Genomic DNA, 22,715 nt, shown 5'->3' on the forward strand with positions numbered 1-22,715 from the left:
GCGCCGCCCCGGCCGTCCGCCCCCTCCGCGCCCTCCGTCCCGGCCCTCCGGTCGCCGCGCCGCCCTCCCGCACCCCACCTCCGCCCGCCTTTGCCCCTTTTCTGTCGTTTCTAGACGGGGTTTTCCGTGACGCGGCGCACTTTCGGCCTTCGATTCCGCATGCGATGCGGGGGCCTGGGGCAGGTGGCCACGGTCCCTGACCGGGTCACCCAGGTGACACAGGGGCACGGAACAGGAACGGAAGGCAACACCGATCATGGCGGACAGAACGGAACGACAGGCCCGGGCGACCATCCACGTGGGCGGCGAGTGGCTGACGGCGATCTCCGGCGCGACCCGGGAGATCCTCGACCCCGCGGACGCCCGGCCGTTCGCCGTGGTCGCCGAGGGCGACGAGCAGGACGCCGATCGCGCGGTGGCCGCCGCCCGGCAGGCCTTCGACCACGGCCCCTGGCCACGCACCCCCGCCGGCGAACGCGCCGCGCTGCTGCGCCGCGTCGCCGACCTCCTCGTGCGCGACCGCGAGCGACTCGGCCTGCTGGAGAGCCGGGACGCGGGCAAGACCGCCGAGGAGGGCCGCGTCGACATCGACTGCGTCGCCGACGCCTTCCGCTACTTCGCCGACCTGGTGGCCGCCGAGGCCCCGGGCCGGGTGGTGGACGCCGGCTCGCCCGACATCCACAGCGTGGTCGTGCACGAGCCAGTCGGCGTCTGCGCGCTGATCACCCCGTGGAACTACCCGCTCCTCCAGGCCAGCTGGAAGATCGCCCCGGCGCTCGCCGCGGGCAACACCTTCGTCGTCAAGCCCAGCGAGATCACCCCGCTGACGACCGTCGAGCTGATCGGGCTGCTGACCGAGGCCGGCCTGCCGGAGGGCGTCGCCAACATCGTCACCGGCCCCGGCCACACGGTCGGTGCCCGGCTCGCCGAACACCCCGGCGTCGACCTGGTCTCCTTCACCGGCGGCCTGGTCAGCGGCACCAAGGTCGCCCAGGCCGCCGCGCCCACCGTCAAGAAGGTCGCCCTGGAACTCGGCGGCAAGAACCCCAACGTCGTCTTCGCCGACGCCTGCGCCACCGAGGAGGGCTTCGACACCGCCGTCGACCAGGCCCTCAACGCGGCCTTCATCCACAGCGGCCAGGTCTGCTCCGCGGGCGCCCGGCTCATCGTCGAGGAGTCCGTCCGCGAGCGCTTCGTTGCCGAACTCGCCCGCCGGGCGCAGCGGATCAGGCTCGGACGCGGCACGGCGGACGGCGTCGAGTGCGGCCCGCTCGTCTCGGAGCAGCAGCGCGCCAAGGTCGAGGCGTACGTCGCCGCGGCGCTCCAGGAGGGCGCGGTGCTGCGCTGCGGCGGCAAGCGGCCGGAGCCGTCCCCGGACCGCCCCGGGTCCGGCTACTTCTACGAGCCGACCGTGCTCGACGCCTGCCACCGCGAGATGCGGGTCGTCCGCGAGGAGGTCTTCGGCCCGGTCCTCACCGTCGAGACCTTCCGCACCGAGGACGAGGCCGTCCGCCTCGCCAACGACACCGAGTACGGCCTCGCGGGCGCCGTGTGGAGCGCGGACACCGCCAGGGCCCGCCGGGTCGCGGCCCGCCTGCGCCACGGCACCGTCTGGATCAACGACTTCCACCCCTATCTGCCGCAGGCGGAGTGGGGCGGCTTCGGCAAGAGCGGCACCGGCCGCGAACTGGGGCCCGCCGGTCTCGCCGAGTACCGCGAGACCAAGCACGTCTACGAGAACCTCGCGCCGAAGCCGGTGCGCTGGTTCGCCGGCTGAGCCCGCGCCGCCGCGAGCACACCGCACCCCCGGGCCCCCGGGCCCGGGAGCAGGGCCCCACTTCCCCGCTCCCGGTCCCCGCTCGACCTCCCACCCCCCAGGAGTAACCACCCGATGCCCGATCACACCCACGAATTCGACTACGTCGTCATCGGCGGCGGCACGGCGGGCTCCGTCATCGCCTCCCGCCTCACCGAGGACCCCGACGTCACCGTCGCCGTCATCGAGGGCGGCCCGAGCGACGTCGGCCGCGACGACGTCCTCACGCTGCGCCGCTGGATGGGCCTGCTCGGCGGCGAACTCGACTACGACTACCCGACGGTGGAGCAGCCGCGCGGCAACTCCCACATCCGGCACAGCCGCGCCCGCGTCCTCGGCGGCTGCTCCTCGCACAACACCCTCATCTCCTTCAAGCCCCTGCCCTCCGACTGGGACGAGTGGGAGGCCGCCGGCGCCAAGGGCTGGGGTGCCGTCCCCATGGAGGCCTACTTCGCCCGGCTGAAGAACAACATCGTCTCCGTCGACGAGAAGGACCGGAACGCCATCGCCCGCGACTTCGTCGACGCCGCCCGCTCGGCGCTCGTGGTACCGCGGATCGAGGGCTTCAACCGCAAGCCGTTCACCGAGGGCGTCGGCTTCTTCGACCTCGCCTACCACCCCGAGGACAACAAGCGCTCCTCCGCCTCCGTGGCCTACCTGCACCCGGTGATGGACGAGCGCCCCAACCTCACGCTCTTCCTGGAGACCTGGGCGCACCGGCTGGAGCTGGACGGCACCCGCGCCGAGGGCGTCCACGCGCGCACCGGGGACGGCGAGGAACTGCTGGTCCGCGCCCGCCGCGAGGTCGTCCTGTGCGCGGGCGCCGTCGACTCCCCGCGCCTGCTGCTCCACTCCGGCATCGGCCCCCGCCAGGACCTGGAGGCGCTCGGCATCCCGGTCGTGCACGACCTGCCGGGCGTCGGCGAGAACCTGCTCGACCACCCCGAGTCGGTCATCGTCTGGGAGACCCACGGCCCGATCCCGGAGAACTCCGCGATGGACTCCGACGCGGGCCTGTTCGTCCGCCGGGACCCCGATCACGCGGGCCCGGACCTGATGTTCCACTTCTACCAGATCCCGTTCACGGACAATCCGGAGCGCCTCGGCTACGAACGGCCCGCGTACGGCGTCTCGATGACCCCGAACATCCCCAAGCCGAAGTCGCGCGGCCGCCTCTACCTCACCAGCGCCGACCCGTCCGTGAAGCCCGCCCTGGACTTCCGGTACTTCACCGACGAGGACGACTACGACGCCAGGACCCTGGTCGACGGCATCCGCATCGCCCGCGAGATCGCCCGGACCGAGCCGCTGGCCGGCTGGCTCAAGCGCGAGGTGTGCCCGGGACCGGAGGTCCTCGGCGACGCCGAGCTGAGCGAGTACGCCCGCAAGGTGGCGCACACCGTCTACCACCCGGCCGGCACCTGCAAGATGGGCGCCGCCGACGACGAACTCGCCGTGGTGGACCCGGAGCTGAGGATCCGCGGTCTCGACGGCATCCGCATCGCCGACGCCTCCGTCTTCCCGACCATGACCGCCGTCAACCCGATGATCGGGGTGCTCATGGTCGGGGAGAAGGCCGTCGACCTGATCGGAGGTGACCTGCGATGACCCTCACCGTCCCCACCCGCAAGCCGCCCACCACGACCGAGCCCGTCTTCTCGGTGTCCGGACTGTGGAAGGTCTTCGGCCCGAAGCCCGGCCGGGTCCCGGCCGACCCCGAGCTCAGCGCCCTGAACCCCGCCGACCTCCGCGCCCGCACCGGCTGCACGGCCGCCGTCCGGGACGTCTCCTTCGACGTCCGCAAGGGCGAGGTCTTCGTCGTGATGGGCCTGTCCGGTTCCGGCAAGTCCACCCTGGTGCGCTGCCTGACCCGGCTGATCGAACCCACCGCCGGCACCATCGCCATCGACGGCGAGGACGTCCGCGCGATGGACCGGGCCCGGCTGCGCGAACTGCGCCGCCACCGCGCCGCCATGGTCTTCCAGCACTTCGGCCTGCTCCCGCACCGCACGGTCCTCGACAACGTCGCCTACGGCCTGGAGATCCAGGGCGTCGGCAGGTCCGAGCGGCGCGAGCGGGCCGCCGAGGTCGTCGCCAAGGTCGGCCTGGAGGGCATGGAGCACCGCAGGCCCGGCCAGCTGTCGGGCGGCCAGCGCCAGCGCGTGGGCCTCGCCCGGGCGCTGGCCGTGGACCCCGAGGTGCTGCTCTTCGACGAGCCCTTCAGCGCCCTCGACCCGCTCATCCGGCGGGACATGCAGGACGAGGTGGCCCGCCTGCACCGCGAGGAGGGCCGCACGATGGTCTTCATCACCCACGACCTCACCGAAGCCCTCAGACTCGGCGACCGCATCGCCCTGATGCGCGACGGCCGGGTCGTCCAGCTGGGCACCCCGGAGGAGATCGTCGGCTCCCCGGCCGACGACTACGTCCGCGAGTTCGTCCGGGACGTGCCGCGCGAGCAGGTCGTGACCTGCCGTACGGCCATGCGCCCGGCGTCCCCGGACGAGACGGCGGGCGGCCCCGCGGTCAGGCCGGAGGCGACGGTCGCCGAGGCGATCGAGGCGGTGGCCCGGGCGGGCGAACCGGCCCGCGTGATGGACGAGGGCAGGTGCCTGGGCGTGGTCGACCACGAGTGCCTGCTCGGCGTCGTGGCCGGTGTCCCCGCCGCGGCCGAGGACAGCCGCCCCACCCCGCCGGCCCCCCGCACCAGCCCGGAGGCCGTCTGATGGCCACGCTGACCGTCCCCACCTCCCGTACCGTCCGGCCCCGCGTCCTCAGGAGCCGGGCCGCGGGCAAACTCCTCCTGCTCGCACTCCTCACCGCGGTCCTGGCACCCCTTCTGCACGGCGGGACGTGGCCCGAGGAGCTGACCGTCAGCCTCTCCAAGCCGCTCGCCACGGCCAGCGACTGGGTCATCGACAACCGGGACAGCCACCCGCTGTTCCTCTACTTCTTCGGCTACGTCAGCAACGCGGTCGTCCTCTCCGTACGCGCCGTCTACCTCACGCTCCTCGCCGCCGGCTGGACCGGTGTCACGGTCCTCGGCGCCCTGGTCGCCTGGCGCGTCGCCGGGCCCCGGCTCGCCGCCGGCACGGCCGCCGCCTTCCTGGCCTGCGGGGCCCTCGGCATGTGGGTCCCGACCATGCAGACCCTCGCCCTGATGGTCGTGGCGGTGCTCGCCTCCGTCCTCGTCGGCACGCTGCTCGGCCTCGCCGCCGGCCTCTCCGACCGGCTCGACCGCGCCCTGCGCCCGGTGCTGGACACCATGCAGGTGCTCCCGGCCTTCGCCTACCTCCTCCCCGTCGTCCTGGTCTTCGGCATCGGCGTCCCCGCGGCCGTCCTCGCCACCGTCGTGTACGCAGCCCCGCCGATGGCCCGCCTCACCGCGCTCGGCCTGCGCGGGGCCGACCCCGAAGTCCTGGAGGCCGTGGAGTCACTCGGCGCCACCGCGCGCCAGCGGCTGCTGACCGCCCGCATCCCGCTGGCCCGCAGGGAACTGCTCCTCGGCCTCAACCAGACGATCATGATGGCGCTGTCCATGGCCGTCATCGCCGCGGTCATCGGCGGCGGCGGTCTGGGTGACCGCGTCTACCAGGCCCTCGCCTCGGTCGACGTCGGCGCGGCCCTGGCGGCCGGCATCCCGATCGTGCTGCTCGCGGTCGTCCTGGACCGCGTCACCGCCGCGGCCGGAGCCGGCGCGCCGGCGGCCGGCCGCCCGCGGACCATCGGCGTGCCGTACGCCCTGGCCGCCACCGCGGCCGTGGCCCTCGCCACCCGGCTGCTCGGCGCCCTCGACTGGCCCGCCGGCTGGACCCTGAACTTCGCCGAACCGGTCAACCGTGCCGTCGACTGGATGACCTCCCACCTCTACTCGGGCGTCCCGGTCGTCGGCGGCACCGCGGTCTGGGCGGGCCACTTCACCACCTGGGTGCTGGACCCCGTCCGCGACGGGCTCCAGTGGCTGCCCTGGTGGTCGGTGCTGCTCGTCGTCGCCGGCCTCGCCTGGCTGATCGGCACCTGGCGCACCGCGCTGACCGCCGTCCTCGCCATGGCCGCGATCGGCGTGCTCGGCGTGTGGGAGCCGTCCCTCGACACCCTCTCGCAGGTGCTCGCCGCGGTCGCCGTCACCCTCGTCCTGGGCTTCGCGGCCGGTATCGCCGCGGCCCGCAGCGACCGCGTCGAGCGCGTCCTCAGGCCGGTCCTGGACGTGTGCCAGACCATGCCGCAGTTCGTGTACCTGATCCCGGTCGTCGCCCTGTTCGGCGTCGGCCGGGCCCCCGCGGTCGCCGCGGCCGTCGTCTACGCCCTGCCGGCCGTCGTCCGGATCACCGCGCAGGGGCTGCGCCAGGTCGACCCGGCCGCGCTGGAGTCGGCGCGCTCGCTCGGCGCGACCGGCCGCCAGCAGCTGTGGCAGGTCCAGCTCCCGCTGGCCCGGCGCGCGCTGCTGCTCGCCGTCAACCAGGGCGTGGTCCTGGTCCTCGCCGTCGTCATCATCGGCGGCCTGGTCGGCGGCGGCGCCCTCGGCTACGACGTCGTGTTCGGCCTCGCCCAGGGCGACCTCGCGACCGGCCTGGTGGCCGGTGCCGCCATCGTCTGCCTGGGCCTGATGCTCGACCGGGTGACCCAGCCGACCGAGCGCCGTACGAGGAAGGGAGCCTGACATGCGCCGTACCGCCGTCACGGCCGCCGTCGCCGTGCTCACCCTGGCCACCGGCTGCGGCGCCGCCGACATGACCGAGCAGGCCAGCCCGTTCGCCAACGCCCGGGGTGCGAAGACGGTCACCCTGTCCGTGCAGTCCTGGGTGGGCGCGCAGTCCAACGTGGCCGTCGCCCAGTACCTCCTGGAACACAAGCTCGGCTACCGCGTCGACACCGTCCAGGTCGACGAGGTGCCCGCCTGGGATGCCCTCAGCCAGGGCCGCGTCGACGCCCTCCTGGAGGACTGGGGACACCCCGACCAGGAGGAGCGGTACGTCACCGAGAAGCGGACCATCGCGCGCGGCGGCGACCTCGGGGTGACCGGGCACATCGGCTGGTACGTGCCGACGTACCTCGCGAAGCGGCACCCCGACATCACCGACTGGCGGAACCTGAACAAGTACGCCTCGCTGTTCCGCACCCCGGAGAGCGGCGGCAAGGGCCAGCTGATGGACGGCTCCCCCTCCTACGTCACCAACGACAAGGCGCTGGTGAAGAACCTGGAGCTGGACTACCAGGTCGTCTTCGCCGGTTCCGAGGCGGCGCAGATCACCCAGATCAAGCAGTTCGCCAAGGAGAAGAAGCCGTTCCTGACGTACTGGTACGCGCCGCAGTGGCTGTTCGAGAAGGTCCCCATGACGGAGGTGGAACTCCCGCCGTACAAGGAGGGCTGTGACGCGGACGCGGCGAAGGTCGCCTGCGCCTACCCGCACACCCCGCTGCAGAAGTACCTCAACGCCGACTTCGCGAAGTCCGGCGGCGAGGCGGCGGCCTTCCTGAAGAAGTTCCGGTGGACGACGGAGGACCAGAACGAGGTCTCCCTGATGATCGCCGAGCAGAAGCTGAGCCCGCAGGAGGCGGCCGAGAAGTGGGTGGACAGCCACCCCTCCGTGTGGAAGCGGTGGCTGCCCTGACCCGCCCCGGCCGTAAGTCACTCCCCGCCGGCCGCCGGCCGCCGGGTCACGCTCCGGCCGGCCCGGCGGCCGGAGCGTGCCGCCGGGCGGGGATGTCCTCGGCGATCCGCCGGAGCGCCGCCGCGGCCCGTCGCTGGAGGCCCGGCCCGAACGTGACCCGGGAGGCGCCCAGTTCGCCGAGTTCGGCGGGGGAGGGGCCATCCGGCTCCAGCAGGGCGAGCGCGTTGAGCGGGCCCTGGATCCCGGACCGCAGCAGCGGCAGCACGTCCGCCGGAGCCAGGATCGGGTACACGCAGTCGGCGCCCGCCGCCACGTATGCCGCGGCCCGCTCGATGGCCCGTTCGGGGTCCTTGTCGCCGTGCAGGAACACGTCGACGCGCGCGTTGACGAAGAGCCGGTCCGCGGCGGCCGAGCGGACCTCGGCGAGGTACTCGGCGTGCGCGTGCGGGTCCTTGAGGACACCCCCGTCGGAGTCCTCCAGGTTGCAGCCGACGGCCCCCGCCTCCAGCAGCCGCTCGACCAGCTCCCCGGGCGCCAGCCCGTAGCCGCCCTCGACGTCCGCCGACACGGGCACGTCCACCGCCCGCGTGATCCGCGCGACCGCCGCGAACATCTCGTCGGCCGGGGTGGCCCCGTCCTCGTACCCGAGCGAGGCCGCCACTCCGGCGCTCGGCGTGGCCAGCGCCGGGAACCCGGCCGCGACGAAGACCCGCGCGGCGGCCGCGTCCCAGGGCCCGGGCAGGATCAGCGGGTCGCCCGGGGCGCGTCCGTGGTGCAGGGCGCGGAACCGTTCCACCGTGCTCATGGGCGCATACCTCCTGGCGGGACGCGACGGGCCACCATGAGGCGGTTCCAGCCGTTGATGACGGTGATCAGGGCGATCAGATGGGCGAGTTCGGCCTCCGCGAAGTGCTTGGCGGCCCGGTCGTACACCTCGTCGGGCACGAAGCCCTCCGTGAGGACCGTGACCGCCTCGGTCAGCGCCAGCGCGGCCCGCTCCCGCTCGGTGTAGAGGCCCTCGGTCTCCTCCCAGGCGTCGAGGAGCCGGACGCGGTCCTCCGGCTCCCCGTTCTCCCGGGCCGCCCGCGCGTGCATGTCGAGGCAGAAGGCGCAGTGGTTGATCTGCGAGGCGCGGATCATGACCAGTTCGGCGAGGACCGGATCGCCGAGCCCCTTCTTCGCCGCCGCGCTGACCGCGACCATCGCCTGCCGGACCGCCGGGTCCAGCAGCCCGGTACGGCTCACGCGTGCCGCCCCGGCCGGTAGTGGCCCGGAGCCATCCGGGTGGTCACGCCGAACCGGTTCCACGCGTTGATCACCGTGATCGCGGCGATCAGCTGGGCCAGTTCGGCCTCTTCGAACAGCTTGGCGGCCCGGTCGTACACCTCGTCCGGCACGAAGCCGTCGGTGAGCACGGTGACCGCCTCGGTCAGCTCCAGCGCCGCCAGCTCCTTCGCGGTGTAGAAGTGCCGCGACTCCTCCCACGCGCTGAGCTGCACGATCCGCTCCACGCTCTCGCCGGCCGCGAGGGCGTCCCTGGTGTGCATGTCGAGGCAGAAGGCGCAGTGGTTGATCTGCGAGGCGCGGATCTTCACCAGCTCGTACAACTTGTGGTCCAGCCCCTGCTTGGCGGCGGTGTCCAGGCGGATCATCGCCTTGTAGACCTCGGGCGCGTGGTCGGACCAGCGCAGCCGCTGCGGTTGCTCGGGGGCGTACTCGACGGGTTCCTGTGCAGTGCTCATGTCCTCGACCCTAGGAGCCGGGCAGCCCAGGGGTATGGTCCATTTCCATGGCGAGATCCTGGGCCACTCTGGGCGTCGACCTGCACCTCGAACCGGCCGCGTCGGGCGGCCTGCGCCGGGGCCTGACCGACGCGCTGCGCGACGCGGTCCGCACCGGCCGGCTCGCCCCCGGCACCCGGCTGCCCTCCTCCCGCACCCTCGCCGCCGACCTCGGCATCGCCCGCAACACCGTCGCCGAGGCCTACGCCGACCTGGTCGCCGAGGGCTGGCTCACCGCCCGGCAGGGCTCCGGCACCCGGGTGGCGACCGGCGTGCCCACGCCCGCGGGCACCACCCCGGCGGCCCCCCACCGCGCCCCCTCCCGGCCCCGCCACGACCTGATCCCCGGCACCCCCGACCTCGCCGCCTTCCCGCGCACCGAGTGGCTCAAGGCCACCCGCCGGGCCCTGGCCACGGCCCCCTTCCACGCCCTCGGCTACGGCGACCCGCGCGGCCGCCCCGAACTGCGCACCGCCCTGGCCGGCTACCTCGCCCGCGCCCGCGGGGTGCGCACCGACCCCGACACGATCGTGATCACCGCCGGTTTCTCGCACGCCCTGACCATCCTCGGCAAGGTGCTGCGGGCCCGCGGGGTCGGGACGGTGGCGGTGGAGTCGTACGGCCTGGACGTCCACTGGGCCCTGCTGCGCGACGCGGGCCTCGCCACACCCGCGCTGCCCTACGACGCCCTGGGCACGGACCCGCGCGAGCCGGGCGGGGCGGGCGCGGTGCTGCTGACCCCCGCCCACCAGTTCCCCATGGGCACACCCCTGCACCCCGACCGCCGGGCCGCCGTCGTGGCCTGGGCACGCCGCACCGGCGGGCTGGTCCTGGAGGACGACTACGACGGCGAGTTCCGCTACGACCGCCAGCCCGTCGGCGCGCTCCAGGGCCTCGCCCCCGACCGGGTCGTCTACCTCGGCACGGCCAGCAAGTCGCTCGCGCCCGGACTGCGGCTGGGCTGGATGGTGCTGCCGCCGGCCCTGGCCGCGGAGGCCGCCACCGCCAAGGGCCGGGCCGACACCGTCGGCGCCCTGGAGCAGCTCACCCTCGCGGAGTTCCTCGCCTCGGGCGCCTACGACCGCCACGTCCGCTCCTCCCGCCTGCGGTACCGCCGCCGCCGCGACGCCCTCACCACCGCCGTCGCCGCGCGCGCGCCGGGAGTGAGAGTCACGGGCATCGCGGCCGGCCTGCACGCGGTGCTGCGCCTCCCGCCCGGCTCCGAGGAGTCGGTGGTCCAGGCGGCGGCCTGGCAGGGCCTGGCCCTGCACGGCCTCTCCTTCCACCGCCACCCGGACGCCGTCACCGAGCCCCTGGACGCCCTGGTCGTCGGCTACGGCACACCGCCGGACAGTGCGTGGGCGGGCGCACTGGAGGCGCTGTGCCGGGTGCTGCCGTAGCGTCCCGCCGCCGCGCGGCTGATTTGCCGGTGCCGGGCCGCGGACGAGACTGGGAGCACGAGCCCGCCGCCTCGTCCGGCCCCGCCGCGGAGCCCCCGCCCGCCGCTCAGCCCCCGTCCGGTACCCGGCCGAGCCTCCCCGGCTCCCGGCCCCCGCCCGGCCGGCCGCAGCGGCGGCAGGAGCCGGAGCGGCCGCCGGCCGAGCCGCGTGCGCCGGACCGTCCTCCGCCCGAGGGGGACATGTCGATCGTCGAGCCCTCGCGCCGCCCGCCCCCCGCGCCCGAGCCGCCGCCGGCACCGCCGCCGCCCCCGGGCACACCCGTGAAGTCCCCGGCCGCGCGGGGCCGGGAGAGGGCCCGAGCCTCGTCCGGCGCCCACCGGGCGCCCGCCCTCGCCGGTGCCGCGCTCGTCCTCGCCGGCACCGCGGCCGTCTCGGTCGTCCTGGCCGTCCAGGCGGCGTTGGCGGCGGTCGTGGAACGCAGCGGGGAAGGCGTGTACGGCAACGTCGAGGACAACGTGCGCGAGCACGGAGCCCTCACGCCGCTCGTGGTGTCCCTGATCACCGCCGCGGTGACGCTGGTCGCCGGTGCGCTCGCCCGGCACGAGCTGGCGGCACGGCGCAACCGCTACGCGCGGCCGGCGGCGAGCACCACGCGCACGCTGACCTCGCTCGCGAAGGGCCTGGCCATTCCGTCGCTGCTTCTGGCCGTCCTCGCCGGCATCGCCTACCTGGTGGGCAGCCCCCACTGGTGACCGCCTCTCCCGCGCGGTCGCCTCCCACGCGGCCACCGTCCGCCCGGCCTCCTTCACCCGCCCCCCGCCCCGGCACCGTCGCCCGACCCGAGGGGGCCCCGCGCCAAGGGCGCACAGCGGATCAAACGGTGCGAAGTGGCTTCGGTGGGGGCCGTGAGGCGGGGCCCCCGGCGGGGGGCGCGTGCGGCGATCTCTAGGCTGGCGGCCGGAACACCGATCGCCGCACACGGCATCCGACGGGGGAGAAACCACCATGGCGCAGACACGAAGGCAGCTCCGTTCCGGCACGGTCGTCCTCGGCGGCATGGGCCTGCTGGCCGCCGCGCTCACCGCCTGCTCCTCCGACGACCCGGACAAGCGCTGCGTCGACCGCGACAGCTACAACCTCGCCAAGGGGTACAAGGTCGTCCCCGACAAGGACTGCCGGACCACCGGCGCGGCCGGGAAGACGGCGGGCCGGAAGAAGGGCCTGCGGAAGCAGGCCGACGCCGCCTGGTACTACGACGGCACCGAGAAGCGCGGCTGGGTCGACGGCGGCTCCTTCACCGAGCCCGGCGGCGGCTCGGGCGGCGGCTCGTACGACGATGACGACGACCACCACGGCGGCAGCGGCAGCGGCGGAGTCCACCGCGGCGGCTTCGGCGGCGGCAAGGGCAGCTCCGGCGGCTGACCGGAGCACGCACATGGAACGCCGTACCCTCACCCCCCGCCCCGGCTGGCAGCGGACCGTCGAGGAGCAGGGCCTCGTCTATCCGCTGACCCGCCACCCCGACGGCTCCCTGCGCCCGTACTGGGACGAGAGCGCCTGCTACGTCTTCTCCCTGGAGGAGGTGGAGGCGCTGGAGGAGACCGTCGCCGAGCTGCACCGCATGTGCCTGGAGGCGGCCGGACACATCGTGGCCGAGGACCGGTTCGCCGACCTCGGCATCACCGACCCGCGGGTGGCCGCCGCGGTCGCCGAGGCCTGGCACCGGCGTGCCGAACTGCCCTCGCTCTACGGCCGTTTCGACCTCCGCTACGACGGCACGGGACCGGCGAAGCTGCTGGAGTACAACGCCGACACCCCCACCTCGCTGGTCGAGGCCGCGTCCCCGCAGTGGTTCTGGATGGAGGACCGCTTCCCCGGCGCCGACCAGTGGAACAGCCTGCACGAGCGCCTGGTCGACGCCTGGCGGTCCCAGGCCGCCCTGCTGCCCCCCGGCAGCCCGCTGCACTTCGCGCACTCCTCGGCCGACGAGCTCGGCGAGGACCTGATGACGGTCGCCTACCTCAAGGAGACCGCCGAGCAGGCCGGCCTCACCACCGACTGGCTCGCCATGGAGGAGATCGGCTGGGACACCCTCTCCGGCCGCTTCGTCGACAACCGGCTCCGCTTCATCCGCGGCATCTTCAAGCTCTACCCCTGGGAGTGGCTGACCACCGACGCCTTCGGCGGGCACGTCCTGGACACCCTGGACAACGGCGGCGGGACCGGCAGCACCCTGTGGATCGAACCGGCCTGGAAGATGCTGCTGAGCAACAAGGCCCTGCTGCCGGTCCTCTGGGAGCTGTACCCGGGCCACCCCAACCTGCTGCCCGCCTACCTGGACGGCCCGCGCGAGCTGGCCGGCACCACCGGCTACGTCGCCAAGCCCCTCCTCGGCCGCGAGGGCGAGGGCGTCACCGTGCACGAGCCGGGCGCGCCGGCCGTCCCGCGCGACGAGCCCTGCTGCTACCAGCAGCTGGCCCCGCTGCCCGCCTTCGACGGCAACCATGTCGTGCTGGGCGCCTGGGTGGTCCAGGGCGAGCCGGCGGGCCTGGGCCTGCGCGAATCCACGGGCCTGATCACGGACGAGTACGCCCGCTTCCTGCCCCATGTGATCCTCTGAGGTCACCGCGCGGGAGCGGGTCCGCCGCCTCGCTGCGCCGCGCGGACCGTCCCGGTGGCACCGTGGGACCCGCGGCTTCGAGCAGTCTCTCCGCCGCCGCCCGCGCCTGACCGGCCGGCGCCGGGTCGCCGTTGATGCCGGCCGTGACGATGGCGCCCTCGGCGAGCAGGAACACCGCCTCGGCCACCGGTGCGCCGGTGGCGCGCACCCAGGCCGTGAGCTGGTCCCGGAAGGCCCGCTTGTGGAGCCGTACCTCGGCGAGGACCGGCTCGGACGACGAGCCCAGCTCGCCGTGGGCGTTGATCCAGGCGCAGCCGCGGAAGCCGGGCTCCGCGAACCAGGCGGCGAGCCAGTCGAAGACGGCGAGGACGCGGGCGCGGGGATCCGGGACGCTCTCCACGTGGGCGGCCAGGCTCTCGCGCCAGCGCCGGTCGCGCCGCCGGAGCATGGCGACCACGAGGTCCTCCTTGGTCGCGAAGAGCCGGTAGATCCGCTTCAGCGGCAGGCCGGAGACCTCGCGGACCCGGTCCATGCCGACCGCCTGGATGCCGTGCGCGTAGAACAGCGCCTCGGCCGCGTCCAGGAGCGCTTCGCGGTCCAGGCGGTGCTGCTCTTCGGTGATCGGGGCCGGCATCCGGGTCTCCTTGACGCTGAGAACGTTCGTTCTCTACCTTAGTCGCAGCAGATCGAGAACGCTCGTTCTCGATACGAGGAGGCCGCCGTGACCGAAGACCGCCCGCCGTATCCGCCGTTCACCCTGGAAACCGCCCGCCGGAAGGTGCAGGCCGCCGAGGACGCCTGGAACACCCGCGACCCCCACCGGGTGGCGCTCGCCTACACCCCGGACTCCGTCTGGCGCAACCGCGACCGGTTCATCACGGGCCGGGAGGAGATCGTCGCCTTCCTGACCGAGAAGTGGCGGCGCGAGCGTGACTACGCGCTGCGCAAGGACCTCTGGAGCTTCCACGACGACCGGATCGCCGTCCGCTTCCAGTACGAGTGCCGCGACGCCGACGGCCGGTGGTGGCGCTCCTACGGCAACGAGCTGTGGGAGTTCGACGCGCACGGCCTGATGCGCCGCCGCGAGGCGAGCATCGACGACGTCGCCATCGATGCGACCGAGCGGCGCATCTTCGGCCCCCGCGGCGCCGACGAGCACACCACCGGCCTCCCCCTGCGCTGACGGCTAGGCACCCTCCAGCACCGCCCCCAGCTGCTCCACCCCCCAGTCCAGGTCCTGCTCGCCGATCACCAGCGGGGGCGCGATCCGGACCGTGGACCCGTGGGTGTCCTTGACCAGGACCCCGCGGGCCAGCAGACGCTCGGAGACCTGCCGCCCGGTGCCGGCCGCCCGGGGGACGTCCACCGCGGCCCACAGCCCGCGCCCGCGCGCCGCCGTCACCCGGCCCGCCGCGGACAGCTCGCCCAGCCGCCGGTGCAGCCGCTCGCCCAGCTCGGCCGCCCGCGCCTGGTGCTCCCCGGTGCGCAGCATCGCGATCACCTCCAGCGCCACCGCGCAGGCCAGCGGATTCCCGCCGAACGTCGACCCGTGCTCGCCCGGCCGGAACACCCCGAGCACCGCCGCGCTCGACACCACCGCCGACACCGGCACGATCCCGCCGCCCAGCGCCTTGCCCAGCAGGTACACGTCCGGCACGACCCCCTCGTGCTCGCACGCGAAGGTCCGCCCGGTCCGGCCGAGCCCCGACTGGATCTCGTCGGCGACGAAGAGGACGTTCCGCTCGCGCGTCAGCTCCCGCACCCCGGCCAGATAACCGGCCGGCGGCACGATCACCCCCGACTCGCCCTGGATCGGCTCCAGCAGCACGGCGACGGTGTTCTCGGTGAGCGCCGCCCGCATCGCCGTCAGGTCGCCGTACGGCACGATCTCGAACCCGGGTGTGTAGGGCCCGTAGTCCGCCCGCGCCTCCGGGTCGGTCGAGAAGCTGATGATCGTCGTCGTACGGCCGTGGAAGTTGCCGCCCGCCACCACGATCTTCGCCATCTCCGCGGGCACGCCCTTGACCCGGTAGCCCCACTTCCGGGCCGTCTTCACCGCGCTCTCCACCGCCTCCGCGCCCGTGCTCGCGGGCAGCACCATCTCCATACCGCACAGCTCCGCCAGCTCACGGCAGAACGCCGCGAACCGGTCGTGGTGGACGGCGCGGGAGGTCAGCGTCACCCGGTCCAGCTGCCGCCGGGCCGCCTCGACCAGCCGCCGGTTGCCGTGCCCGAAGTTCAGCGCCGAGTAGCCGGCCAGCAGATCCAGGTACCGCCGTCCCCCCACGTCCGTCAGCCACGCCCCCTCGCCGGTGGCGATCACGACCGGCAGCGGGTCGTAGGTGGGCGCGCAGTGCGCGTCGGCGGTGGCGATGAGGTCTTTCGCAGCGGTCACGGCCTCTCCCGGAGACGACTCTGACTCGACGGTGACCTCCTTCCTATCCTCGCTCGGATGGTGGACGCGGGATCTGTGCCGCGCGGCGCGCCCGGTAGGCTGATCAGCGGGCCGTGACTGGCGCGCTGGGATGGGACGGACCATCAGGGAGCGGCCCGAGCGGGAAAGAGTGCCGTGCGCCTGGGCCGAACGTGAACGCTGTACGCACGCCGTCCGGAGGTTTCCCGATGCCCGAGAATTCCGCCCCCCTCTCCACCGAGTCCACGGCCTTCCGCGCCGCGCTCGACGTCATCCGGGCCGTCGAGCCCCGGGTCGCCGACGCCATCGGCCAGGAGGTCGCCGACCAGCGCGAGATGCTCAAGCTGATCGCCTCGGAGAACTACGCCTCCCCGGCGACCCTGCTCGCGATGGGCAACTGGTTCAGCGACAAGTACGCCGAGGGCACGGTCGGCCGCCGCTTCTACGCCGGCTGCCGCAACGTCGACACCGTCGAGGCCCTCGCCGCCGAGCACGCCCGCGAGCTCTTCGGCGCCCGCCACGCCTACGTCCAGCCGCACTCCGGCATCGACGCCAACCTGGTCGCCTTCTGGGCCGTCCTCGCCGACCGCGTCGAGGTGCCCTTCCTGGAGAAGACCGGCGCCCGCCAGGTCAACGACCTCACCGAGGCCGACTGGGCCGAGCTGCGCCGCGCCTTCGGCAACCAGCGCATGCTCGGCATGTCCCTGGACGCCGGCGGCCACCTCACCCACGGCTTCCGCCCGAACATCTCCGGCAAGATGTTCGACCAGCGCTCCTACGGCACCGACCCGGCCACCGGCCTCATCGACTACGAGGCCCTGCGCGCCCAGGCCCGCGAGTTCAAGCCGCTGATCATCGTCGCCGGCTACTCCGCGTACCCCCGTCTGGTGAACTTCCGGATCATGCGCGAGATCGCGGACGAGGTCGGCGCCACGCTCATGGTCGACATGGCCCACTTCGCCGGCCTGGTCGCGGGCAAGGTCCTCACCGGCGACTTCGACCCGGTCCCGCACGCCCAGATCGTCACCACCACCACCCACAAGTCGCTGCGCGGCCCGCGCGGCGGCATGGTCCTGTGCGACGACTCCCTCAAGGACCAGGTCGACCGCGGCTGCCCGATGGTCCTCGGCGGCCCGCTCCCGCACGTCATGGCCGCCAAGGCCGTCGCCCTCGCCGAGGCCCGGCAGCCCGCCTTCCAGGACTACGCCCGGCGCATCGTCGACAACTCCCGCGCCCTCGCCGAGGGCCTGATGCGCCGTGGCGCCACCCTGGTCACCGGCGGCACGGACAACCACCTCAACCTCATCGACGTCGCCGGCTCCTACGGCCTCACCGGCCGTCAGGCCGAGGCGGCCCTGCTCGACTCGGGCATCGTCACCAACCGCAACGCCATCCCGGCCGACCCGAACGGCGCCTGGTACACCTCCGGCATCCGCGTCGGCACCCCCGCCCTCACCACCCGCGGGCTGGGCACGGCGGAGATGGACGAGGTGGCGGGCCTGATCGACCGCGTGCTGACCACCACCGAGCCGGGCACCACCAAGTCGGGCGCCCCGTCCAAGGCGGCCCACGTCCTGGACGAGAAGGTGGCCGAGGAGATCTCCCAGCGGGCGACGGACCTGGTGGCCGGCTTCCCGCTGTACCCGGAAGTCGACCTCGGCTGAAGCGCCCCTCGGTTCGACGGGCGCGGGGAACTGCGCGACCAGCCCCGCCACGGTCCGCAGTTCCCCACGCACCGAACCCACTGTGCTCTCTGAGAGAATAGAGAGCATGGCGAATGACCGACCTCGCGTGCTCTCCGGCATCCAGCCCACCGCCGGCTCGTTCCACCTCGGCAACTACCTCGGCGCCGTCCGCCAGTGGGTGGCCCTCCAGGAGACCCACGACGCGTTCTACATGGTCGTCGACCTGCACGCGATCACGGTCCCGCAGGACCCCGAGGAGCTGCGGGCCAACACCCGGCTCGCCGCCGCGCAGCTGCTGGCCGCCGGCCTGGACCCGGACCGCTGCACGCTCTTCGTGCAGAGCCACGTCCCCGAGCACGCCCAGCTGGCCTGGGTCATGACCTGCCTCACCGGCTTCGGCGAGGCCAGCCGCATGACCCAGTTCAAGGACAAGTCCGCCAAGCAGGGCGCCGACCGGGCCTCCGTCGGCCTGTTCACCTACCCGATCCTCCAGGTCGCGGACATCCTGCTGTACCAGGCCAACGAGGTGCCGGTCGGCGAGGACCAGCGCCAGCACATCGAGCTGACCCGCGACCTCGCCGAGCGCTTCAACGGCCGGTACGGACAGACCTTCACCGTCCCCAAGCCGTACATCCTCAAGGAGACGGCGAAGATCTACGACCTCCAGGACCCGTCGATCAAGATGAGCAAGTCGGCGTCGACGCCGAAGGGCCTGATCAACCTCCTGGACGAGCCCAGGACGACGGCCAAGAAGGTCAAGAGCGCGGTCACCGACACCGACACGGTGATCCGCTTCGACCCCGAGAACAAGCCGGGCGTCTCCAACCTGCTCACCGTCTACTCCACGCTGACCGGCAGGCCGGTCGCCGAGCTGGAGCGGGACTACGAGGGCAAGATGTACGGCGCGCTCAAGACCGACCTCGCCGAGGTCATGGTCGAGTTCGTGACGCCGTTCCGCGAGCGCACCCAGCAGTACCTGGACGACTCCGAGACGCTCGACGCGATCCTCGCCAAGGGCGCCGAGAAGGCGCGCGCCGTCGCCGCCGAGACCCTCGCGCAGGCGTACGACCGCGTGGGCTTCCTCCCCGCGAAGCACTGAGGGCGTACGACCACACGGGTCCGCGCGGGCAGAGCGCTGCACATCACTTCCGCTGCGCCTGCCCACAGGACACGCATAGCCGTACAGTCGATACCCGGACGACTGAGAACACAACAGACGTGACGACAGGAGACGACGTGGGGACCGTAACGATCGGCGTGTCGATCGCGGTTCCGGAGCCTCACGGCAGCCTGCTCCAGGAGCGGCGCGCGGGCTTCGGCGACGCCGCGGCTCACGGTATCCCCACCCATGTCACGCTGCTGCCGCCGACCGAGGTGGACGAGGCCGACCTGCCGGCGGTCGAGGCGCACCTCACCGAGGTCGCCGCGGCCGGCCGGCCGTTCCCGATGCGGCTGTCCGGCACCGGCACCTTCCGCCCCCTGTCACCGGTGGTCTACGTCCGGGTCGTCCAGGGCGCGGAGGCGTGCACCCGGCTCCAGCAGCGGGTCCGCGACGCCTCCGGCCCGGTGGCGCGCGAGCTCCAGTTCCCGTACCACCCGCACGTCACGGTCGCGCACGGCATCGACGAGGCGGCGATGGACCGCGCCTTCGAGGAGCTCGCGGGCTTCGACGCCGAGTGGCCGTGCACCGGTTTCGCGCTGTACGAGCAGGGCGCCGACGGCGTCTGGCGCAAGCTGCGCGAGTACACCTTCGGGGGAACCGTCGTACCGCCGCAGGCCGGTCACGCGGACGCGTATGCTCCGCGGGTCGCGCCCTGACGTCCTGAGCCCGCCGCAGCCGCCCGGCCGGGGCCGCCGGGGGCCGTCGTCCGGCCGTGGCCCGGCGCCCCGCGCTCCCGGGCCGGCTCAGCCCAGCCGGCGGAAGACCGCCCGCGGGAGGTGCCGCAGGACCGACAGCACCGGGCGGAGCGCTGCCGGCACCCAGACCGTCTCCGACCGCCTGCGCAGGCCCAGTTCGACGGCCGCGGCGACCGCCTCCGGGGTGGTGGCGAGCGGCGTCCGGCGCCGTCCGGCCGTCTTCCGTGTCCGCACGGTGCCGGGGCGTACGACCATGACGTGCACGCCGGTGCCGTGCAGGGCGTCGCCGAGGCCCTGGGCGAAGGCGTCGAGCCCGGCCTTGCTGGAGCCGTAGATGAAGTCGGTGCGCCTCGCGCGTTCGGCGGCGGCGGAGGACAGGACGACGAGCGCGCCGTGGCCCTGCGCCTGGAGTTCGCGGCCGGCGACCAGGCCCGCCGAGACGGCCCCGGTGTAGTTGGTGCGGGCCACCTGGACCGCGCGGACCGGATCGCGTTCGTCGTGCGCCTGGTCGCCGAGGATGCCGAAGGCGAGCAGCACCATGTCGACGGCGCCCTCGGCGAAGACCTTGCCGAGGACCGTCTCGTGGGACTCGGGGTCGAGCGCGTCGAAGGCGACGGTGCGGACGTCCGCGCCGAGCGCCCGCAGGCCGCCGGCGGCGTTCTCCAGCGCGAGTGAGGGGCGGCCCGCCAGCCACACCGTCCGGGCGCGGCGGGCGATCAGCCGGCGCGCGGTGGCCAGCGCGATCTCGGACGTGCCGCCGAGGACGAGCAGGGACCGGGGCAGGGTGGTGGGCGGTGGCGTGGCATCCTTCATGACAGCTGACCGTATAGCCCGTATATGACCGTTTCGGCGAAGAAACGCGGTGTTGACGCTCCCGCACAGCGGGCACAGTCGGACCATGGACTGGCTGAAGAAGCTGCCCGGCATCGGGCCGATCGTCACCCGGCTGACGGCCACCCACGCGTGGCGGTCCTACGAGCGCCTGGACCGGGTGAAGTGGACCCGGCTGGCCGCGGCCATGACCTTCGTCAGTTTCGTGGCCCTGTTCCCGCTGCTGACGGTGGCCGCCGCCATCACCGCCGCCACCCTCAGCCCGGACCGCCAGAAGACGGTCGAACACCGCATCGCCGACCAGTTCCCGGGCCTGTCCGACCAGCTGGACCTCACCTCCCTGGTGCAGAACGCCGGCACGGTCGGCGTCATCGCGGGCGCCGTACTGCTGTTGACGGGCATCGGCTGGGTCGGTCAGACGCGGGACTGCCTGCGCGCGGTGTGGGAGCTGCCGGACCAGGAGGAGAACCCGGTCGTCACCAAGGCCAAGGACGCCGGCATATTGCTGGGGCTCGGCGGCGCCCTGCTGGTCACGCTCGCCACGTCCACCCTCGCCTCGGCCGCCGTCGGCTGGCTGTCCGGGCGGTTCGGCCTGGACGAACACGGCTGGGGCAGCGTGCTGCTGCGGATCGCCGCGTTCGCCGTCGCCGTGCTCGCCGACTTCCTGGTCCTGCTCTACGTGCTGACCCTGCTGCCCGGGGTCGAGCCGCCCCGCCGCCGTCTGCTGGTCGCCGCGCTGCTCGGCGCGATCGGCTTCGAACTGCTGAAGCTGCTCCTCAGCGGCTACATCCAGGGCATCGCGGCGAAGAGCATGTACGGCGCCTTCGGGGTCCCCGTGGCGCTGCTGCTGTGGATCAACTTCACCGCCAAGATCGTGCTGTTCTGCGCCTCCTGGACGGCGACCCGCAGCAAGGAGGCCGAGCTCAGGAACGGGTCCGACGACGCATCAGGTCCGGCAGCGGCCAGCGTCGGTTGACCAGGAAGGCCCCGCCCCCGAGCAGCACCAGCAGTCCGCCCGCGACGGCCAGGGCGATCCCCATGCCGCCGGTGCCCGACCCGGTGCCGGCGCTCGCCGCCGCCCTCGCGCCCGGCCCGCCGGCGGACGCGCCGCCGCCCGGCTCGGTGGACGCGCCGCCGTCCGGTTCGGCGGTGGCCGGCACGGCGCTCCTCGGCGGCACCAGCTCACCCACCGGACGGACCTTGCCGACCGCCTGGAAGCCCCAGTCGAGCAGCTTGGCGGTCTCCTTGTAGACCTCGTTGTGCTCGTGCTTCTCCGGGTTCATGACCGTGACCAGCAGGACCTTGCCGCCGCGCTCGGCGACCGCGGTGAAGGTGGCGCCCGCGTTCGTCGTGTTGCCGTTCTTCACGCCCGCGATGCCCGGGTAGACCGGCACGTCGGTGTCGCCGCTCAGCAGCCGGTTGGTGTTCCGGATCTCCGCCGACCCGAACTTCGCCCGCACCGTCGAGCTGTAGTCGCGGAAGTCCTTCTTCTGCAGCCCGGAGCGGGCGATGAGCGTCAGGTCGTACGCCGACGACACCTGCCCCGGCGCGTCGTAGCCGTCGGGCGAGACCACGCGCGTGTCCAGGGCCTGGAGCTCCTTGGCGTGGTCCTGCATGTCCCGGACGGTCTGCCCGATGCCGCCGTTCATCGCGGACAGCACGCGCACGGCGTCGTTGCCCGAGCGCAGGAAGACCCCGAGCCACAGGTCGTGGACGGTGTAGGTGCGGCCCTCCGCTATCCCGACCACGCTGGAGCCCGCGCCCATGCCCTTGAGCTCCGGCGCGGCCACCTTGTGCCGGGTGCCCTTGGGGAAGCGCGGCAGCACGGTGTCGGCGAACAGCATCTTCAGGGTGCTCGCCGGGGGCAGCGGCCAGTGCGCGTTGTGGGAGGCGAGCACCTGCCCCGACTCGGCGTCGGAGACGATCCAGGAGCGGGCGGTGAGGTCCTTGGGCAGCACCGGGACCCCGGGCGCGAGGTCGACCTGGGTGCCGGGCCGGCCGAGCCGGGCGCCGCCCACGGTCGACATGACGGCCGGGGGTGTGGCCGTGGGGCTCGCCGAGGCCGAGGCCGAGGGGGACGGGTCGGCGAGGGCGGCAGGCGCGGTGACGGACAGGGACAGCAGGGTGGCGGAGGCCACCAGCAGCGATCGCCGGCCGGTCTTCTTCGGTGCGGGCACGGTCGAGAACGTACCGGCACCGGACCGCGGAGTCCCACTTCCGGCCCCACCCCCGGCCCGGCACCGCACCCGGAACGGCGATACTGGCCCTATGAAGCTCAGCCGCCCCGTCTCCTGGTTCCTGCTCGCCTTCGGGGTGTGGAGCTGGGTCATCTGGGTCACTTTCGTCAAGAACCTCGTCAAGGACAGCAGCGGACTCGCCTTCGACGACGGTCACCCGACCGCGTACTTCTGGGTGCACCTGCTGCTGGCGGTCGTTTCCTTCGTATTGGGGACGGTCATCGGGGTCATCGGGTTGCGCGGCCTGCGCGCACTGCGCCGGAGGTCATAGCCACAAGGCCCCGGGTCGTGAACGAGCCGTGAAAACCGGGAGGAACGGTGTCTCGGCACGTTCTTCCGGCTCTGGTCAGAAAGCCCTTCCCCCCGGCGAAAGCCGTGTGGTTAGGTGAGCCGCGTCACTTGGGGGAGTGACGGAGTCGTGCTGGGCCAGGGGTAGGGCCTCGACGGGCCCGGGGAGGGCACC

General features: G+C 73.5%; 21 protein-coding genes, 1 pseudogene and 1 riboswitch. Of the genes and pseudogenes, 15 read left to right on the top strand and 7 right to left on the bottom strand.

Annotation, left to right across the window (positions count from 1 at the left end):
- Nucleotides 1-256: 256 nt before the first annotated feature.
- The 5 genes from ABZ576_RS18675 to ABZ576_RS18695 all read left to right on the top strand — a co-directional run bounded on the left by ABZ576_RS18675 (nucleotide 257) and on the right by ABZ576_RS18695 (nucleotide 7,428).
- Nucleotides 257-1,777 (top strand): aldehyde dehydrogenase family protein, encoded by a 1,521-nt coding sequence (locus tag ABZ576_RS18675; RefSeq protein WP_360741433.1) that lies wholly within the window; start codon nucleotides 257-259, stop codon nucleotides 1,775-1,777.
- A gap of 114 nt (nucleotides 1,778-1,891) precedes the next feature.
- Entirely contained in the window at nucleotides 1,892-3,424 is a 1,533-nt protein-coding gene (locus tag ABZ576_RS18680) for a GMC oxidoreductase (RefSeq protein WP_360741435.1), read from the top strand.
- Nucleotides 3,421-4,542, top strand: coding sequence for a glycine betaine/L-proline ABC transporter ATP-binding protein (locus ABZ576_RS18685; protein ID WP_360741437.1), 1,122 nt, complete (start codon nucleotides 3,421-3,423; stop codon nucleotides 4,540-4,542). The genes ABZ576_RS18680 and ABZ576_RS18685 overlap by 4 nt, the downstream gene beginning before the upstream one ends.
- The gene (locus ABZ576_RS18690) at nucleotides 4,542-6,476 is read left to right on the top strand and encodes an ABC transporter permease subunit (RefSeq protein WP_360741439.1); all 1,935 of its coding nucleotides are present in this window, start codon (nucleotides 4,542-4,544) and stop codon (nucleotides 6,474-6,476) included. Before ABZ576_RS18685 ends, ABZ576_RS18690 begins: the two co-directional genes overlap by 1 nt.
- Before the next feature lies 1 nt (nucleotide 6,477).
- A complete protein-coding gene (locus ABZ576_RS18695; protein ID WP_360741441.1) occupies nucleotides 6,478-7,428 on the top strand; it encodes an ABC transporter substrate-binding protein in 951 nt (316 codons plus the stop codon).
- A gap of 46 nt (nucleotides 7,429-7,474) precedes the next feature.
- On the opposite strand, the gene ABZ576_RS18700 is transcribed toward ABZ576_RS18695, so the two are convergent.
- The 3 genes from ABZ576_RS18700 to ABZ576_RS18710 are packed head-to-tail and all read right to left on the bottom strand — an operon-like array spanning nucleotide 7,475 to nucleotide 9,170.
- Nucleotides 7,475-8,233 (bottom strand): isocitrate lyase/phosphoenolpyruvate mutase family protein, encoded by a 759-nt coding sequence (locus tag ABZ576_RS18700; protein ID WP_360741443.1) that lies wholly within the window; start codon nucleotides 8,231-8,233, stop codon nucleotides 7,475-7,477.
- On the bottom strand, nucleotides 8,230-8,673 hold the full coding sequence (locus ABZ576_RS18705; RefSeq protein ID WP_360741445.1) for a carboxymuconolactone decarboxylase family protein: 444 nt from the start codon (nucleotides 8,671-8,673) through the stop codon (nucleotides 8,230-8,232). The genes ABZ576_RS18700 and ABZ576_RS18705 overlap by 4 nt, the downstream gene beginning before the upstream one ends.
- Nucleotides 8,670-9,170, bottom strand: coding sequence for a carboxymuconolactone decarboxylase family protein (locus ABZ576_RS18710; RefSeq protein WP_360741447.1), 501 nt, complete (start codon nucleotides 9,168-9,170; stop codon nucleotides 8,670-8,672). Before ABZ576_RS18710 ends, ABZ576_RS18705 begins: the two co-directional genes overlap by 4 nt.
- Before the next feature lie 47 nt (nucleotides 9,171-9,217).
- Between ABZ576_RS18710 and ABZ576_RS18715 the strand changes: the two genes are divergently transcribed.
- The 4 genes from ABZ576_RS18715 to ABZ576_RS18730 all read left to right on the top strand — a co-directional run bounded on the left by ABZ576_RS18715 (nucleotide 9,218) and on the right by ABZ576_RS18730 (nucleotide 13,229).
- Nucleotides 9,218-10,609, top strand: a complete 1,392-nt coding sequence (locus ABZ576_RS18715) for a PLP-dependent aminotransferase family protein (RefSeq protein ID WP_360741449.1) — start codon at nucleotides 9,218-9,220, stop codon at nucleotides 10,607-10,609.
- Between the two features lie 239 nt (nucleotides 10,610-10,848).
- Nucleotides 10,849-11,361, top strand: coding sequence for a hypothetical protein (locus ABZ576_RS18720; RefSeq protein WP_360741451.1), 513 nt, complete (start codon nucleotides 10,849-10,851; stop codon nucleotides 11,359-11,361).
- A gap of 253 nt (nucleotides 11,362-11,614) precedes the next feature.
- On the top strand, nucleotides 11,615-12,031 hold the full coding sequence (locus ABZ576_RS18725; RefSeq protein ID WP_360741453.1) for a hypothetical protein: 417 nt from the start codon (nucleotides 11,615-11,617) through the stop codon (nucleotides 12,029-12,031).
- Nucleotides 12,032-12,044: 13 nt separating this feature from the next.
- Complete coding sequence (locus ABZ576_RS18730) at nucleotides 12,045-13,229, top strand: glutathionylspermidine synthase family protein (RefSeq protein ID WP_360741455.1); 1,185 nt, start codon at nucleotides 12,045-12,047, stop codon at nucleotides 13,227-13,229.
- A 79-nt stretch (nucleotides 13,230-13,308) separates the two neighbouring features.
- Here ABZ576_RS18730 and ABZ576_RS18735 read toward each other — a convergent pair.
- Nucleotides 13,309-13,863, bottom strand: a pseudogene (locus tag ABZ576_RS18735) (TetR/AcrR family transcriptional regulator); the annotation flags it as partial.
- An 87-nt stretch (nucleotides 13,864-13,950) separates the two neighbouring features.
- Between ABZ576_RS18735 and ABZ576_RS18740 the strand changes: the two are divergent.
- Nucleotides 13,951-14,412 carry a nuclear transport factor 2 family protein gene (locus ABZ576_RS18740; RefSeq protein WP_360741457.1) on the top strand — a complete coding sequence of 154 codons (462 nt, stop codon included), beginning with the start codon at nucleotides 13,951-13,953 and terminating at the stop codon, nucleotides 14,410-14,412.
- A 3-nt stretch (nucleotides 14,413-14,415) separates the two neighbouring features.
- On the opposite strand, the gene rocD is transcribed toward ABZ576_RS18740, so the two are convergent.
- Nucleotides 14,416-15,624, bottom strand: a complete 1,209-nt coding sequence (gene rocD / locus ABZ576_RS18745) for an ornithine--oxo-acid transaminase (RefSeq protein ID WP_360741459.1) — start codon at nucleotides 15,622-15,624, stop codon at nucleotides 14,416-14,418.
- Nucleotides 15,625-15,727: 103 nt separating this feature from the next.
- Nucleotides 15,728-15,817, top strand: a riboswitch (ZMP/ZTP riboswitch).
- A gap of 34 nt (nucleotides 15,818-15,851) precedes the next feature.
- Between rocD and ABZ576_RS18750 the strand changes: the two genes are divergently transcribed.
- The 3 genes from ABZ576_RS18750 (at nucleotide 15,852) to ABZ576_RS18760 (ending at nucleotide 19,145) form a co-directional block, all read left to right on the top strand.
- On the top strand, nucleotides 15,852-17,306 hold the full coding sequence (locus ABZ576_RS18750) for a glycine hydroxymethyltransferase (protein ID WP_360741461.1): 1,455 nt from the start codon (nucleotides 15,852-15,854) through the stop codon (nucleotides 17,304-17,306).
- Between the two features lie 106 nt (nucleotides 17,307-17,412).
- On the top strand, nucleotides 17,413-18,426 hold the full coding sequence (gene trpS / locus ABZ576_RS18755; protein ID WP_360741463.1) for a tryptophan--tRNA ligase: 1,014 nt from the start codon (nucleotides 17,413-17,415) through the stop codon (nucleotides 18,424-18,426).
- Nucleotides 18,427-18,563: 137 nt separating this feature from the next.
- Nucleotides 18,564-19,145, top strand: coding sequence for a 2'-5' RNA ligase family protein (locus ABZ576_RS18760; protein WP_360741465.1), 582 nt, complete (start codon nucleotides 18,564-18,566; stop codon nucleotides 19,143-19,145).
- Nucleotides 19,146-19,232: 87 nt separating this feature from the next.
- Here ABZ576_RS18760 and ABZ576_RS18765 read toward each other — a convergent pair whose 3' ends face one another.
- Nucleotides 19,233-19,997: a decaprenylphospho-beta-D-erythro-pentofuranosid-2-ulose 2-reductase gene (locus tag ABZ576_RS18765; protein ID WP_360741467.1), complete on the bottom strand. Its 765-nt coding sequence runs from the start codon at nucleotides 19,995-19,997 to the stop codon at nucleotides 19,233-19,235.
- A gap of 85 nt (nucleotides 19,998-20,082) precedes the next feature.
- Between ABZ576_RS18765 and ABZ576_RS18770 the strand changes: the two genes are divergently transcribed.
- Nucleotides 20,083-20,991 carry a YihY/virulence factor BrkB family protein gene (locus tag ABZ576_RS18770; RefSeq protein ID WP_360741469.1) on the top strand — a complete coding sequence of 303 codons (909 nt, stop codon included), beginning with the start codon at nucleotides 20,083-20,085 and terminating at the stop codon, nucleotides 20,989-20,991.
- Here ABZ576_RS18770 and ABZ576_RS18775 read toward each other — a convergent pair.
- Nucleotides 20,939-22,192 (bottom strand): D-alanyl-D-alanine carboxypeptidase, encoded by a 1,254-nt coding sequence (locus tag ABZ576_RS18775; RefSeq protein WP_360741471.1) that lies wholly within the window; start codon nucleotides 22,190-22,192, stop codon nucleotides 20,939-20,941. The two genes, ABZ576_RS18770 and ABZ576_RS18775, sit on opposite strands and share 53 nt — an antisense overlap.
- Nucleotides 22,193-22,283: 91 nt before the next feature.
- Here ABZ576_RS18775 and ABZ576_RS18780 point away from each other — a divergent pair, with 91 nt between their 5' ends.
- Nucleotides 22,284-22,523, top strand: a complete 240-nt coding sequence (locus ABZ576_RS18780; RefSeq protein WP_360741473.1) for a hypothetical protein — start codon at nucleotides 22,284-22,286, stop codon at nucleotides 22,521-22,523.
- Nucleotides 22,524-22,715: the final 192 nt, after the last annotated feature.

Source organism: Streptomyces sp. NPDC013455, assembly GCF_040632975.1.
Classification (GTDB): Bacteria; Actinomycetota; Actinomycetes; order Streptomycetales; family Streptomycetaceae; genus Streptomyces.